This window comes from Novosphingobium sp. 18050 (assembly GCF_902706195.1).
Lineage (GTDB): Bacteria > Pseudomonadota > Alphaproteobacteria > Sphingomonadales > Sphingomonadaceae > Novosphingobium.
Genome location: NZ_CACSJO010000001.1, coordinates 164,431 through 178,394 on the forward strand (window position 1 = coordinate 164,431; position 13,964 = coordinate 178,394).

A 13,964-nucleotide genomic window follows, 5' to 3' on the forward strand; every position below is an offset into this window, starting at 1 on the left:
AAGGCAGGTGCGGATGAATTGCTCCTGTATCTCCTGACAAAATGAAGCGAATCCACGGCGCAACGAGTTGCCGTCTACTCCCCATCCCCCTCGGCGGGAGGCAGCGGGCTCGCGGGGGTGGCTTCATATCGGCATTCGCAGTGCGAGGGGGTAAGCCCGTATTCACCGCCGACTTCACCAGTCCCGCCGCACAGTCCGCAGAGTTGGTTACGATACCGGGCGAACGACCTGACCCTGCGCAGATGATCCCTGTCGCCAGATTTGATCGCTTCGGCTTCTGCCGTAAACCCAGCCTGCTCAGCGCTCCAAGCCGCTGCGTCACGGTCGGACTGAACGATTGCCACTTCCTGCGCTAGTTCACTCGCCATCGGGCGTCTCCTTGATTTCAAGGCCAGCGGCGGCGAGGGCCTTAAGCGCCTCCAACATCGCCTTTTGTTCCTCTCGCATCGACGGGACGTGATCGCGCCCCCGGACAGCGCGGGCGTTTGTCGCCGCATAGCAGCCTCGCAGCGCCTCCCGCAGCCTCGCTATCTCAGCGGCCTGGCTCTCGATGAGGTCGGCAGCTTCACAGAATATCCGGCTTCCCATGATACGCTGCTGGCTGTTTTGATCCGCATCACGCAACCGCTCCACCAGTCCGGCCTTCGTCGGAGTTGGGGTCATCGAGCGGCCTCTCCGGCTGCGAAACGGTTTTCCGCGCTGCACCTAACGTATTGGCAACATTCGTCCCGGTTTTCCGTTCGTTTTACCGCTATGCCCCGGAAAACTGCCAATCGCGATGAAGGTGGGGTTTATTGCGGCTCGCCACGTGATATCCTGCCCCGATGGTTGGGGAAAACAGGATCTTCGCACTAGGTGCAGGCAGCGGCAAGAATTCCGGAGGCGAGAATCCGGGAGCCGATACCGACAGGCCCGTCGACGCCGCATCCGGAACTTTACCGCAGGAAAACTGGGATGACGCCTGGGTTGCAGCCGAGGAAGAGGACGTTTTGCCGCCACCTCCCACATCGCGCATACCCGTCATGCCAGCCCTGGCAGGCGCAGTCGTTGTGGCGTGGACCGTGTTGTTCTTCGCCGCGCTGCTACCGGCGTTCAGAGCCGGGCTACCCCTCGCCCAGGTTCCGGCGCTCGTAACCCAATGGTGCGCGCCGGTCCTGCTGGTCGGCCTCGTCTGGCTGCTAGTCATGCGTCATAGCACCCGCGAAGGCCGCCGCTTCGGCGACATCGCCCGCACCCTGTCGAGCGAGTCCGCGCTGCTCGAACGGCGCCTGACCACGGTCAATCGCGAGCTTAGCCTCGCGCGCGAATTTATCGCATCGCAGTCGCGCGATCTCGAATCGCTGGGTCGCGTCGCCGCCGAGCGGCTCTCTCACAATGCAGAGCGACTGCAGGAACTGGTGCGCGAAAACGGCCTGCGCGTCGATTCGATCAGCACCGTGAGCAACGCCGCGCTGGAGAACATGGAGAAGCTGCGCGGCCAGCTCCCGGTCATCGCCAGCTCCGCCAAAGACGTCACCAACAACATCGCGAATGCCGGCCGTACCGCTCACGCCCAGCTTGAGGACATGGTGTCCGGCTTCAATCGCCTAAACGAATTCGGCTCGGCCAGCACCCGGCAGGTCGCGATGCTCCGAGAGCAGGTAGGCGAAACGCTGGACGGATTCACCCGCCAGTGCGAGCAAATCGACCTCGTGGCCTCCGCCCGCTTCGCAGAACTGGCCGAGCGCAGCGAAGACTTCCGCACCCGCCTCGACGGCCATGAAGTGGAAGCGCTGGCCGCGATTCGCACCCGTGCCAAAGCACTTGCGGACGAAATCGACGCGACCGGCAACCAACTGGACCGCCACGAGGCGGAGAGCCTGACCTCACTGCGCGCCCGCCTTGTTGCTTTGCGCGACGAAAGCGATGTTGTCAGCCGCGCCCTGCGCGAGGCCGAGGACCGTGCCGGCGAAGCGCTTCGCACCGCACTGGCGGGGCTTTCCCAGGAACAGGCGGCTACCACCCAGGCCATTTCGACGGCCCAGCAGACCGCTATCGACGCCCTCGCCGCCCGCATCGCGGCGATCGCGGCAGAAGCACGCCAGGTCGACGAATCGATCGGCCTGCGGGCCGAGCGTCTGTCGATGGAGGCCGAGGACCGCCAGTCTCGCCAGATCGAGCAGGAACGCCATGCCATCGCCCGCATCGACCACATGCTGGGTGAACTCGACGGCACCATCGCCGAGCGCCTCGAACGTCACCGCATCCAGGCCTCGACGCTTGCCGAGCGCGCATCTGCCGTAACTGGCGAGCTGTCGCAGTTCGAAGCCCGGCTTGAGGCTATCGCCCACCATACCGGCGAAGCGGAAAGCCGCCTGACCGCCAGCCTGGGCACCCTGACCCAGCGCCTTACCGCCGCACGCGCCACCCTGACAGCCACTGACGGCGACGTCGAAAAGCTGACAGGCGACAGTGTGCGCCTCTTGGAACTGATCCAGTCGAGCGCCAGCCAGACGCACAGCGCCCTACCCGAAGCGCTCGCCGTGTCCGAAGACCGTCTCACACGTCTGCGGGAAGGGCTTGGCGCCGTGATCACGCAGCTCCACCTGTCCGCACAGGGCGGCGAAAACGTGGCATCCGGGATCGACGCTTCGGGCCGCAACCTCGACATGTTGATGACCGGGCTATCGCAGGCGCAGGCAGATATCTCGGCACATGCTGCCGACCATGCGATACTCTTCACCGGCCTGCGCACCACCGTTGCCGAGATCGACCAGGCCACCCAGACCGCTGCCGACAAGGCGGGCGGCGTGCTCAGTGAGGCAATCGCCGCACTCGACAACAGCCTGATCGAAGCCGTCGCCGCGATCGAAGACGACAGCACCAACCGCATCGCTCACGTCGCGCAGGCCCTGGCCACGGAAAGCGCCTCGGCCATCGACAAAGCCATGCGCAACAAGGTGGCTGAGATTTCCGGCCAGCTGGAACAGGCGGTCGCCCACTCTGCCGGGGTCACCCGTGAAGCGACGGGGCAACTGCGCGAGCAGGTCGCCAAGGTCGACGAACTCGTCGGCAATCTCGAAGGCCGCATTACCGAAGCGCGCCGCCGCGCCGAGGAACAGGTCGATAACGACTTCTCCCGCCGCGTCGCGGTCATCACAGAGTCGCTCAATTCGAACGCGATCGACATCGCCTCGGTTCTGTCCAGCGACATCGCCGACACTGCCTGGGCAGCCTACCTGCGCGGCGACCGCGGCATCTTCACCCGCCGCGCAGTCAGCCTGCTCGACGCAGGCGAGGCCAAGGCGATCCAGCAAGTCTTCGAACGCGACGAGGCTTTCCGCGCCAACGTCAGCCGCTACATTCACGACTTCGAGGCGATTCTGCGACAGGTCCTCTCCACCCGCGATGGCAATGCGCTGGGTGTGACATTGCTGTCCTCGGATATGGGCAAGCTATATGTGGCGCTGGCCCAGGGTATCGAGCGTCTGCGCAGCTGAGACGTTGAACGGAGGGTGCGAGGGCAATGCCCTCGCGCTCCCGCGCCTTTATCCGGCTACCGATAGAGCGTTTTTGCTATGCTTTAGCATTCGTCGGCCGAGCACGGGCTTCATGAATAGCTGAAAGTCAGAGCCCGCTTTGCTTGTGCAGTCCCTAGCCCTGCAAGATGTCAAAAAACATCGGCGCAGTTTCATCGCGTTGCTTAATTAACGACCCACAGTTGTTTTGAAGATGTAGACTCTTTTTGTCAGCAGGTCCAATCAGCAGCGCGGTCGCCAACGACTCCAACAACAAGAGTCGACCATACTATTGACACTAACAGTCATGGTAACTGCGCCATTCCTCGAAGTTTGCCAATGGCGCTACTTTGGGAGGTCACTGAAATGCAACGTCAAATTATTCTGGCCGTCTCGGCATTGAGTATGCTGTCATCTGGCCCCGCTTTTGCTTCCACCGAGCCAACGCACGGCAATGCCATTGTCGTCGTCTCGCCCTCACTGGAAGCGTGGTCGTCGAAAGTATTCAAGAGTTTGAACCAAAAGCTGCGATATCCGTCGAGCATCAGCGGGATGCCCGACCATACCGGAGTGGTGGCTGTGAAGTTCAACTGCGGCGAAACAGGTGCGCCGGAGGGGATCGAAATTCAGAAATCATCTGGCCATAACGACCTCGATTACGCAACGATGCGGGCGGTGAAACGCATTGCCACGCTTTATCCGCTGCCAACTGGCCTCTCGAACAATCAAAAGTTCATTGTTCGTGTGCTCTTCGCCGATTCTATTGACGAACTGCAGCGGAAGAGCGCCGAAATGCGCGCCGAAGCTGCGCGCAATAACGCATGGTTCACCAGAGGCGGGAACGTCGCCGTGCTGGAACTCGCGCCAATGGGGAGTTGAAATATTGGGTTTAGAACGTGACGACGAGGGGCCGCTGGCATCGGCCCCTCGCATTTCATAGCGGGCCACCGCCGGGGTGGCCCGCGCCGGCGGGTCAGTACCCCAGATCGTCCACCGGCGGCTTGCCGAAGAAGTTGAGGTCGTCTGTCGTGATCCACTGCTCGGCGTAATTCACGTAGTAGGCGCCGAACAGGACGAGCGCCAACACCGTAGCGCGCATCGCGATCAGCTTGGGCCGAAAGTTCACCGGCGCGCTGGTCGCATGTCCTTTCTGGACCTCGTGGCCCTCCACTTCGTCCGGCGTGCGCAGGCCAAAGGGCATGACCAGGAACGCACTGAGCACCCAGAACAGGGTGTAGATCGCGATCATCGAGGTCCAGTTCATCGCCATTTCGCGTCAATCCTCCAGCAGCAGGATCTGGACCTGCGGCTTCTTGCCCGACCAACGCGTAGCGGCGCGGCGAGCAGCTAGGCGCGCAGCTTCGACTCGTACCGCCCGATCAGCCTTCTTGGCGCGGCCCAAAGCGTCAGCGATGTCCTTTTTGGCTTCCGCTACGAACTGGTCGTAGTCTTCGTCCAGCGGCAGACCCAGTGCCGATACTTCGACATGGCCCTTGCGGTCAGCCGCCACCGACACGACGCCGTTGGAGGCAATACGCCGGCGCATGACGATGGCCTCTCCGTTGGCCGGCGAAATAATGTCACCGTCAAGCAGCAGGCGTCCTGCATGAACTTCCCCGAACTTGCCGGGACGGTTGGGCGCTAGACGCACGAGATCGCCGTTCTTCTGGAAGATCGCCTTGGGAATCCCGACGGCAATGCCGAGGCGCGCCTGCTCCTTCATGTGGCGAATTTCGCCGTGTACAGGCATCAGGATCTGCGGACGTAGCCAGGAATAGAGCGCCTCCAGTTCCGGGCGGCCCGGGTGGCCGGAAACATGGATCGGGCTCTGCCGGTCGGTGACGACGACGATGCCCAAGTCCGCGAGGCGGTTCTGGATGCGGCCGATCTGGATTTCGTTACCCGGAATCTGACGGCTGGAGAACAGCACCACGTCGCCCTTTTCGAGCTTGATCGGGTGATTACCGTCGGCAATGCGGGCCAGCGCCGCACGCGGCTCCCCCTGCCCGCCGGTGGCGACGATCAAGACTTCACCGTTGGGCAGGCCCATCGCCGTATCCACGTCGATCAGTTCCGGCAGGTCCTTGAGATACCCGCAGGACTTGCCCACCGCAATGATACGGTCCAGCGAACGGCCGGCGACGCAAAGCTGACGTCCCGTCTTCTTCGCGACGTCGCCCAGCGTTTGCAGGCGCGCGACGTTCGAGGCGAAAGTCGTCACCACTACGCGGCGCCCCTTGTGGCGCTTCACTTCGGCCAGCAGCCCGCGATAGACTTCGCCTTCGGAACCCGAAGCTTCAGGGTTGAAGACGTTGGTGGAATCGCAGACCAGCGCGAGCACGCCTTCGTCGCCGATGGCGGTCAGTTCCGCCTGCGTCGCCGGGGTCCCTACCTGAGGCTCGTCGTCGAGCTTCCAGTCGCCGGTGTGGAAAATGCGGCCATAAGGCGTCTCGATTACCAGCGCATTGCCCTCAGCGATCGAGTGCGCCAGCGGAACGTAGCGTATGCCGAACGGGCCAAGGTCGAAATTTTCGAGGTCGTCGACTACATTCAGCTCGATTTCGTCGAGGATGCCCGCCTCTTCCAGCTTGGCCGCGACCAGCTTGGCGGTGAACGGGGTCGCATAGAGCGGAACTCCCAGTTCCTGCGCAAAATAGGGGACCGCGCCGATGTGGTCCTCATGCGCGTGGGTCAGGACGATGCCGAGCAGGTTCTCGCGCTCGTTCTCGATAAATTCGAGGTCGGCGAAAACGAGGTCGACGCCGGGGTATTCGTTGCCCGAGAAGGTCATGCCGAGATCGACCATAAGCCACTTGCCCTGGCAGCCGTAGAGATTGACGTTCATGCCGATCTCGCCCGAGCCGCCGAGCGCACAGAACAGCAGTTCATTACCTGGAATCACTTAGATGCGGCCCTTTGCGCGAGGATGGCGAGGCCATCGATTGTGAGGTCGGGATCGACCGCGTCAAATATGGTGGTTGCTTCGTCAAACAGAACGGCGAGCCCGCCGGTGGCGATGACTTTGGCCGGACGACCGATTTCAGCGCGGATGCGGGCGATCAGGCCCTCCATCATCGCGACATAACCCCAGAATACCCCAATGAGCATCTGGTCTTCGGTGTTGCGGCCAACGACGCTGTCGGTCTTGGGCACCTCGATCGCGATGCGCGGCAGCTTGGCGGTATTCCCCACCAGCGCGTCGAGCGAGAGGTTGATGCCGGGGGCGATAATGCCGCCCTTGTAGGCGCCGTTGAAGTCGATCACGTCGAATGTCGTGGCGGTGCCGAAATCGACGACGATCAGGTCGCCCGCGTGCTTGGCATGGGCGGCAATCGCATTCACCGCGCGGTCAGCGCCCAGCGAACGAGGCTCGTCCACATCGATATCGATGGCGTAATCTGCCTTACCCTGCCCTGCCAGTAGCGGCTCGACATCGAAGTAGTGGCGCGCGAGAATCTCCAGATTGTGAAGCGCGCGCGGCACCACGGTAGAGATGATGATCTTGTCGATCGCCTTGGCCTCGACGCCGCGAATGGCGAGGAGCTGCATCAGCCATACCGCATATTCGTCGCCAGTGCGGCGCGGATCGGTGGCGATGCGCCAGCGTCCCCGGATGGCGCGGCCATCGAGCAGGGCGAAGACGACATTGGTATTGCCGGCGTCAATTGCGAGCAGCATGAGACGTATCGTTCCTCAACACTCAGGTCTGCGCGAGCAGGACATCGCCGGCGTGGATCGTGCGGACCGAACCATCCGCCAGGGCGAGACGGAGGTTTCCGTCATCGGCCAGCCCAGCGAAAGTGCCATGTACCGCGTCCTCTCCGGGCGGCAGCACCGTCAGCGGCGTTCCCTTGGGATGCGCGGCACTCTGCCAGCGACGCAGGAGCGGGGCAAGGCCGACCGAGCGCCAACGCTGCAGTTCGATGTTGAAAGCAGAGGCCAGCGCCCCGGCGAAATCATCGCGGGACGGCGCAGGACCGTATTCGGTAAGTTTTGCGACCTGGCGGCCCTGGATTGCCGGAGCGTTGGCCAGGTTCACGCCAATGCCGACGATGACGACCCCGCCGGTCATTTCCAGCAGGATGCCGGCAACCTTGCCGCCGCCCAGCAGGAGGTCGTTGGGCCACTTCAGCAGAAGGTCCCTGCCCTCAGGCACAAATACGGACAGCGCCTCGTGAACTGCGAGGCCTGTCAGCAGAGCCAAGCTGGCCGGCGAGGGATCGCCGGGTGCGAGACGCACCGCAGTCGACCCCATGAAATTGCCGGAGCCATCGTTCCATGCGCGACCGAGGCGGCCCTTACCTGCAGTCTGTCGATCAGCGATCAGCCAATCGCCTTCGGGCAGGTAGTCCCCGCCCGAAATCCGGGCCACCAGATCTGCGTTGGTGGACCCGGTTTCCGCGACGGTATGGATCAAGACGCGAAGAACAGTGCCGTCGCTGCGGTCGCGGCCAGCGCGCTCAGCCACTTGGTCAGAAGGTAGCCGAGCGGCGAGATGAACAGGCAGGAAACCACAAGGATCGCCTTGTGCCAAACATCGCTCTCACCCTTCACCACATCGACCGGTTCGTCGAAGTACATGACCTTGACGACCTTTAGGTAGTAGAAGGCGCCGATCACCGAAGCTGCGAAACCGATGGCGGCCAGCGGCATCATGCCAGCATCAACAGCAGCCTGGAAGACAAGGAACTTGCCCCAGAAGCCGAAGAGCGGCGGAATACCGGCAAGGCTGAACATGATGATCGCCAGGCCGAGCGCCAGCCCCGGACGGGTGCGCGACAGACCGGCGAGGCTCGCGATTTCCTCAACCGTGTTGCCGTCTTCGTCCTTGAGCATCAGGATGGCCGCGAAGCCGCCCAGCGTCATGGCGACGTAGATCGTCAGGTAGAACAGCATGGCGGCAGCGCCCTGCTGGTTCGCGGCGGCAAGCCCGACCAGCATGAAGCCGACGTTGTTGATCGACGAATAGGCCATCAGGCGCTTGATGTTCTTCTGACCGATGGCACCCACTGCGCCAACAACGATGGAAGCCAGCGCAAGGAAGACGACGATCTGCTGCCAGGCCTGCGCCTGCTCACCAAAAGCGTCGAGCAGCACCCGCATGGTCAGGCCCAGCGCCGCGACCTTGGGAGCCGAGGCGAAGAACATCGTCACCGGAGCCGGTGCACCTTCATAAACGTCGGGCGTCCACATGTGGAACGGCACGGCGCTGATCTTGAAGGCCAGACCTGCCAGCATGAAGATGATGCCAAACAGGGCGCCATGCGACAGACCGCCCGCAACTGCGGCGTTGATACCACTGAACGAGGTGGTGCCGGTAAAGCCATACGTCAGGCTCATACCGAACAGCAGAATGCCCGAGGCCAGCGCGCCCAGTACGAAGTACTTGAGGCCTGCTTCAGCCGAACGCCCATCGGTACGCAGGAATGCCGCGAGGACATAAGCTGCCAGCGAGTTCATCTCGAGGCCGATGTAGAGCGTGATCAGATCGGTGGCCGAGACCATTAGCCCCATGCCCAGCGCCGCGAAGATTACAAGCACTGGGAATTCGGCCCGCATGGCGCCGAGGCGTTCAAAGAAAGCCGGCGCGATCACCAGAGTAGCGGCCGCAGAGAGATAGATCAGGATCTTGGCGTAGCTAGAGAAAGCATCGGCGTGATACTGGCCGAAAAAGGCCGAAGTATCGGGCCCCATCGCACTGCTGCAAAGAGCAGGTGCGACGAGCGCCATGGCCCCGACCAGCACCGTGACGGCGAGAATCGAGATCAGGCGACTTGCCTTGTCACCGCCCCAGGCAGCGATCAGGAGCAGGACGAGGCCTGCAATGCTTAGCGTTTCTTCCGGCGCGATCAGGCGCAGCGACTGCGACCAGTCCATCAGTGTGACCCCCCGTGCGCAGCGGATTCTTCGTGCGCAGGCTTAGCTTTTCCAATTGTCGGCGCGCTGTCCCCTGCCGGCTTCGCACGGGCGAGGCGGGCATCGAGCGCGGCGATGTCGGCGCGCATCGGAGCGAGGAAGCTCTCAGGGTATACACCCATCCACAGGACCGCGAGGCCCAGCGGAACCACCATCAGCAGTTCACGCAGGTCGAGGTCCGGCATAGCAGCGGCATCGGCGTTTTTCTGATCACCGAAGGCGACCCGGCGATAAAGGTAGAGCATGTAGGCAGCACCCAAGATGATACCGGTGGTGCAGATCAGCGCCGCCCACGTCGATACCTGGTAGATGCCACCAAGGCTCAGGAATTCGCCGACGAAACCGCTGGTGCCCGGAAGACCTATCGAGGCCATCGTGAAAAGCATGAAGAACAGCGCGTAACGCGGCATGTTGATGGCAAGACCGCCGTAACGGCTGATCTCGCGCGTGTGGAGCCGGTCGTAGATGACGCCGACGCAGAGGAACAGCGCACCGGCAACGAGGCCGTGGCTGAGCATGACCATCATCGAGCCTTCGAGGCCCTGCTTGTTGAAGGCGAACAGGCCGATCGTCACGATCGCCATGTGAGCGACCGAGGAATAGGCGATCAGCTTCTTCATATCGCTCTGCACGAGCGCGATCAGCGAAGTGATGACCACCGCGGCCATCGACAGGCCCCAGATCAACGGCGCAAAGTACGCCGAGGCTTCAGGGAACATCGGCAGCGAAAAGCGGATGAAGCCGTAACCACCCATCTTCAGCAGGACGCCGGCCAGGATGACCGAGCCGCCCGTCGGCGCCTGAACGTGCGCCGCCGGAAGCCAAGTGTGGACCGGCCACATCGGCATCTTCACCGCGAAGCTGGCGAAGAATGCGAGCCACAACCAGGTCTGCACCTGCGGGTCGAAGTCATAGGCCATCAGTGTAGGTACGTCAGTGGTGCCGGCGGTGTGGACCATCCACAGCATGGCGACCAGCATCAGCACCGAGCCGAGCAGCGTGTAGAGGAAGAACTTGTAGCTGGCGTAGATCCTGTCGGCGCCGCCCCAGATACCAATGATCAGATACATCGGGATCAGGCCGGCTTCGAAGAACATGTAGAACAGGAAGATGTCCTGGGCCGCGAAAACGCCGATCATCAGCGTTTCGACGAGCAGGAACGCAGCCATGTATTCGCCGACCCGCTTCTCGATCGAATTCCAGCTCGCGCCGATGCAGATCGGCATGAGGAAGACCGAGAGCATGATCAGCAGCAGTGCGATGCCGTCTATGCCCAGGGCCCAGGAGAAGCCCGAGAAGATTTCGAGACGCTCCGTGAACTGCCACTGGGCACCGCCCACGTCGAAGTTCATCCAGAGGACGACGCCGAGGGCGAAGTCCACCAGGGTTGCGATCAACGCGACGCTGCGCGCCGCTTTCGCTTCGAGGAAGAGGCAGGCCAGTGCGCCGATTAGCGGCACGGCCAGCATCAGGCTGAGGATGGGAAAACCACTCATCATCTTATCCCGCGATCACCCAGCTGATGGCGCCGACAAGGCCCAGCAGCATCACAAGAGCATAGCTGTACAGATAGCCCGACTGGACCTTCTGCGCGTAAGTCGACCCCTTGGACACTACCCAAGCGGCGCCGTCAGGACCGAAGCGGTCGATGACGCCAATGTCGAGAACCTTCCAGAACACCTGTCCGAGCCAGAAGGCGGGACGGACGAAGATGGCGTTGTACAATTCGTCGAACATCCACTTGCGGTACACGAAGGTGTAGACCGGTCCGAGCTGTGCGGCGACTGCCTTGGGGAACGAGAGGTTCTTGATGTAGCCGTACCAGGCGATCACGAAACCGATGGCCATAGCCGTGAACGGCGTCCACTTCACCCAGGTTGGCACGCCGTGCATGGCGTGGATCAGGTGTTCGTGGAACACCAGAGCCCCCTTCCAGAACTCGCCCTCACCTTCGGAAACGAAGGCATGGTTGAAGACGAACCCGGCAGCAACTGCACCCACGGCGAGGATCAGCAGCGGAACCAGCATTACCAGCGGGCTTTCGTGCGGGTGGTAGCCACCCGTGCCGTCGCCGTGTGCAGCGTAGTCCGGGCCGCGCGAACCGATGTCTGCCGGTGCGTGGGCGTCGTCGTCATGCGCATGGTTATCATGAGCGTTCGCGTCGTGAGCATGATCATCATGCCCATGGCCGTGCGCGTCATGAACCGCGTGCTGGATGTGTTCTGACTGAATCCAGCGCGGCTTGCCAAAGAAGGTCAGGAAAACCAGGCGCCAGGAGTAGAAGCTGGTCATCAGCGCGGCGAAGATGCCCATCCAGAAGGCGAACGAGCCGACCGGAGTGCCCGAACCGAATGCTGCCTCGAGGATCGCATCCTTCGAGTAGAAGCCCGCGAAGCCCGCGACCCCGGCAATGCCGACGCCGGTGATGGCCAGCGTTCCCGCCGTCATCGTCCAAAAGGTAATCGGGATATGCTTACGCAGGTTGCCGTAGAAGCGCATGTCCTGTTCGTGGTGCATCGAGTGGATGACCGAACCGGCGCCGAGGAACAGCAGCGCCTTGAAGAAAGCGTGCGTGAACAGGTGGAACATAGCTGCGCCATAAGCGCCGACGCCGGCGGCGAAGAACATGTAGCCGAGCTGCGAGCAGGTCGAATAGGCGATGACGCGCTTGATGTCCCACTGCGTGCAGCCAACGGTGGCGGCAAAGAAGCAGGTGCAGGCACCGATCACGGCGATGACATGCATCGCGGTCTCGCTCTGCTCGAACATCGGCGAAAGACGGCAAACCATGAAGACGCCGGCGGTGACCATGGTCGCCGCGTGGATCAGCGCCGAAACAGGCGTCGGGCCTTCCATCGCGTCCGGCAGCCAGGTGTGCAGGCCGAGCTGGGCGGACTTGCCCATCGCGCCGATGAACAGCAGCAGGCAGATGACCGTCATCGTTTCGAAGCGCATGCCCAGGAAGCCGATCGTCGAACCCGCCATGGAAGGCGCCGCTTCGAGGATCGCCGGGATCGAAACGGTTCCGAACACCAGGAACGTCGCGAAGATACCGAGCATGAAGCCGAGGTCGCCCACGCGGTTGACCACGAAGGCCTTGATCGCGGCGGCGCCTGCCGAAGGCTTGCGGAACCAGAAACCGATCAGAAGGTACGAGGCAAGGCCCACGCCTTCCCAACCGAAGAACATCTGCACCAGGTTGTCCGCCGTCACCAGCATGAGCATGGCGAAAGTGAACAGCGACAGATACGCGAAGAAGCGCGGCTGATCCGCTTCCTCGCTCATGTAGCCCCACGAATAGAGGTGCACGAGCGCGGAAACCGAGGTGATGACGACGAGCATTACTGCCGTCAGCGTGTCCACCCGCAGCGCCCAGTCGAAGGTCATCGAGCCCGATGCCACCCACTTGAGAACGGGGACGACAGTGGCCTCGGCGTTACCGCTGAGGAAGCTGATGAAGATCGGCCAAGACAGGCCGCAGGCGATGAACAGCGCGCCGGTGGTCAGAACCTTGGGCAGGCCGAAACCGAACGACTTGTTCGCGAACCCGGCCAGGATCGACGCCAGAAGCGGCAGGAAGACGATGATGAGAATCGACTGCAAGGCCTTATCCCTTCATCCGGTTGACGTCGTCGACGGCAATGGTGCCGCGGCCACGGAAATAGATCACGAGGATAGCAAGCCCCACTGCGGCCTCGCCGGCAGCCACCGTCAGCACGAACATGGCGAAGATCTGGCCAGTAAGGTCGTGCAGGAAGGCGCTGAACGCGACGAGATTGATGTTCACCGCAAGCAGGATCAATTCGATCGACATCAGGATGACGATGACGTTCTTGCGGTTGATGAAAATGCCGAGCACGCCGAGCACGAAGAGGATCGAACTCACCACGACATAGTGTTCTACGCCGATCACAGCTGGACCCCCTTGCCCACTTCAGGCTTGACGTTGAAGGTCGCCTCTTCGGGACGGCGACGGTTCTGCTTGTCGACGTTCTGGCCGCGCGTTCCGCCGCGCTGACGGTGCGTCAGGACGATGGCGCCGATCATTGCGACGAGCAGGATGATGCCCGCTGCTTCGAAAAGGAACAGATAGCGGCTGTAGAGCAGCGCGCCGATCGCCTCGATGTTCGAAGCGCCCGCGGGCGTTGCGGCGGTGCCATTCGGCGTGCCGAGGGTCAGCGAACCGGCACGGTAAGCGCCGATGCCCAAAACCATTTCGGCCAGCAGCACGATGGCGACCAGCGCGCCGAACGGGAAATAGCGCACGAAGCCGGCCCGCAGTTCGGCGAAGTCGATGTCGAGCATCATGACGACGAACAGGAACAGCACCGCGACAGCGCCCACATAGACGATGACGAGGAGCATCGCGATGAACTCGGCACCCACGAGGATCATAAGGCCAGCGGCGTTGAAGAACGCCAGGATCAGCCAGAGAACCGAGTGCACCGGGTTACGCGACAGAATGGTGATCGCGCCGGAAGCGACGGTCATCACCGCGAAGAGATAGAAGGCGATTACGTGTATCATGGAAGCCCGTTTCCTTGCGCGTGC

At 62.4% G+C, this 13,964-nt stretch carries 12 protein-coding genes; 2 read left to right on the plus strand and 10 right to left on the minus strand.

The window, feature by feature from the left end; genetic code table 11:
- Positions 1-357: 357 nt before the first annotated feature.
- On the minus strand, positions 358-663 hold the full coding sequence (locus GVL61_RS00975; protein ID WP_159975933.1) for a hypothetical protein: 306 nt from the start codon (positions 661-663) through the stop codon (positions 358-360).
- Positions 664-1,022: 359 nt separating this feature from the next.
- Between GVL61_RS00975 and GVL61_RS00980 the strand changes: the two genes are divergently transcribed.
- Together GVL61_RS00980 and GVL61_RS00985 are read left to right on the plus strand one after the other, a co-directional pair.
- On the plus strand, positions 1,023-3,479 hold the full coding sequence (locus GVL61_RS00980; protein ID WP_235037479.1) for an ATPase: 2,457 nt from the start codon (positions 1,023-1,025) through the stop codon (positions 3,477-3,479).
- Between the two features lie 384 nt (positions 3,480-3,863).
- Positions 3,864-4,376, plus strand: a complete 513-nt coding sequence (locus tag GVL61_RS00985; protein ID WP_159975937.1) for a TonB family protein — start codon at positions 3,864-3,866, stop codon at positions 4,374-4,376.
- Positions 4,377-4,470: 94 nt separating this feature from the next.
- On the opposite strand, the gene GVL61_RS00990 is transcribed toward GVL61_RS00985, so the two are convergent.
- From GVL61_RS00990 to GVL61_RS01030, 9 genes are read right to left on the minus strand one after another with little or no spacing between them, the layout of a single operon-like run.
- Positions 4,471-4,761, minus strand: a complete 291-nt coding sequence (locus tag GVL61_RS00990; RefSeq protein ID WP_159976606.1) for a DUF1467 family protein — start codon at positions 4,759-4,761, stop codon at positions 4,471-4,473.
- A gap of 12 nt (positions 4,762-4,773) precedes the next feature.
- Positions 4,774-6,399: a ribonuclease J gene (locus GVL61_RS00995; RefSeq protein WP_159975939.1), complete on the minus strand. Its 1,626-nt coding sequence runs from the start codon at positions 6,397-6,399 to the stop codon at positions 4,774-4,776.
- Positions 6,396-7,175: a type III pantothenate kinase gene (locus GVL61_RS01000; RefSeq protein WP_159975941.1), complete on the minus strand. Its 780-nt coding sequence runs from the start codon at positions 7,173-7,175 to the stop codon at positions 6,396-6,398. The genes GVL61_RS00995 and GVL61_RS01000 overlap by 4 nt, the downstream gene beginning before the upstream one ends.
- A gap of 22 nt (positions 7,176-7,197) precedes the next feature.
- Positions 7,198-7,914 carry a biotin--[acetyl-CoA-carboxylase] ligase gene (locus GVL61_RS01005; protein WP_159975943.1) on the minus strand — a complete coding sequence of 239 codons (717 nt, stop codon included), beginning with the start codon at positions 7,912-7,914 and terminating at the stop codon, positions 7,198-7,200.
- Positions 7,911-9,374 carry an NADH-quinone oxidoreductase subunit NuoN gene (gene nuoN, locus GVL61_RS01010; RefSeq protein WP_159975945.1) on the minus strand — a complete coding sequence of 488 codons (1,464 nt, stop codon included), beginning with the start codon at positions 9,372-9,374 and terminating at the stop codon, positions 7,911-7,913. Before nuoN ends, GVL61_RS01005 begins: the two co-directional genes overlap by 4 nt.
- Positions 9,374-10,909: an NADH-quinone oxidoreductase subunit M gene (locus GVL61_RS01015; RefSeq protein ID WP_159975947.1), complete on the minus strand. Its 1,536-nt coding sequence runs from the start codon at positions 10,907-10,909 to the stop codon at positions 9,374-9,376. The genes nuoN and GVL61_RS01015 overlap by 1 nt, the downstream gene beginning before the upstream one ends.
- A 4-nt stretch (positions 10,910-10,913) precedes the next feature.
- Positions 10,914-13,016, minus strand: a complete 2,103-nt coding sequence (gene nuoL, locus GVL61_RS01020) for an NADH-quinone oxidoreductase subunit L (RefSeq protein ID WP_159975949.1) — start codon at positions 13,014-13,016, stop codon at positions 10,914-10,916.
- 4 nt (positions 13,017-13,020) lie between these two features.
- Complete coding sequence (nuoK, locus tag GVL61_RS01025) at positions 13,021-13,326, minus strand: NADH-quinone oxidoreductase subunit NuoK (protein ID WP_043975203.1); 306 nt, start codon at positions 13,324-13,326, stop codon at positions 13,021-13,023.
- Complete coding sequence (locus GVL61_RS01030; protein ID WP_159975951.1) at positions 13,323-13,940, minus strand: NADH-quinone oxidoreductase subunit J; 618 nt, start codon at positions 13,938-13,940, stop codon at positions 13,323-13,325. The genes nuoK and GVL61_RS01030 overlap by 4 nt, the downstream gene beginning before the upstream one ends.
- Positions 13,941-13,964 lie beyond the last annotated feature (24 nt).

Bases quoted from the DNA above. Each gene is read 5' to 3' on its own strand.
- GVL61_RS00975 (WP_159975933.1), bottom strand. From the start codon at position 663: ATGACCCCAACTCCGACGAAGGCCGGACTGGTGGAGCGGTTGCGTGAT.
- GVL61_RS00980 (WP_235037479.1), top strand. From the start codon at position 1,023: ATGCCAGCCCTGGCAGGCGCAGTCGTTGTGGCGTGGACCGTGTTGTTC.
- GVL61_RS00985 (WP_159975937.1), top strand. From the start codon at position 3,864: ATGCAACGTCAAATTATTCTGGCCGTCTCGGCATTGAGTATGCTGTCA.
- GVL61_RS00990 (WP_159976606.1), bottom strand. From the start codon at position 4,761: ATGAACTGGACCTCGATGATCGCGATCTACACCCTGTTCTGGGTGCTC.
- GVL61_RS01000 (WP_159975941.1), bottom strand. From the start codon at position 7,175: ATGCTGCTCGCAATTGACGCCGGCAATACCAATGTCGTCTTCGCCCTG.
- nuoN (WP_159975945.1), bottom strand. From the start codon at position 9,374: ATGGACTGGTCGCAGTCGCTGCGCCTGATCGCGCCGGAAGAAACGCTA.
- GVL61_RS01015 (WP_159975947.1), bottom strand. From the start codon at position 10,909: ATGAGTGGTTTTCCCATCCTCAGCCTGATGCTGGCCGTGCCGCTAATC.
- GVL61_RS01030 (WP_159975951.1), bottom strand. From the start codon at position 13,940: ATGATACACGTAATCGCCTTCTATCTCTTCGCGGTGATGACCGTCGCT.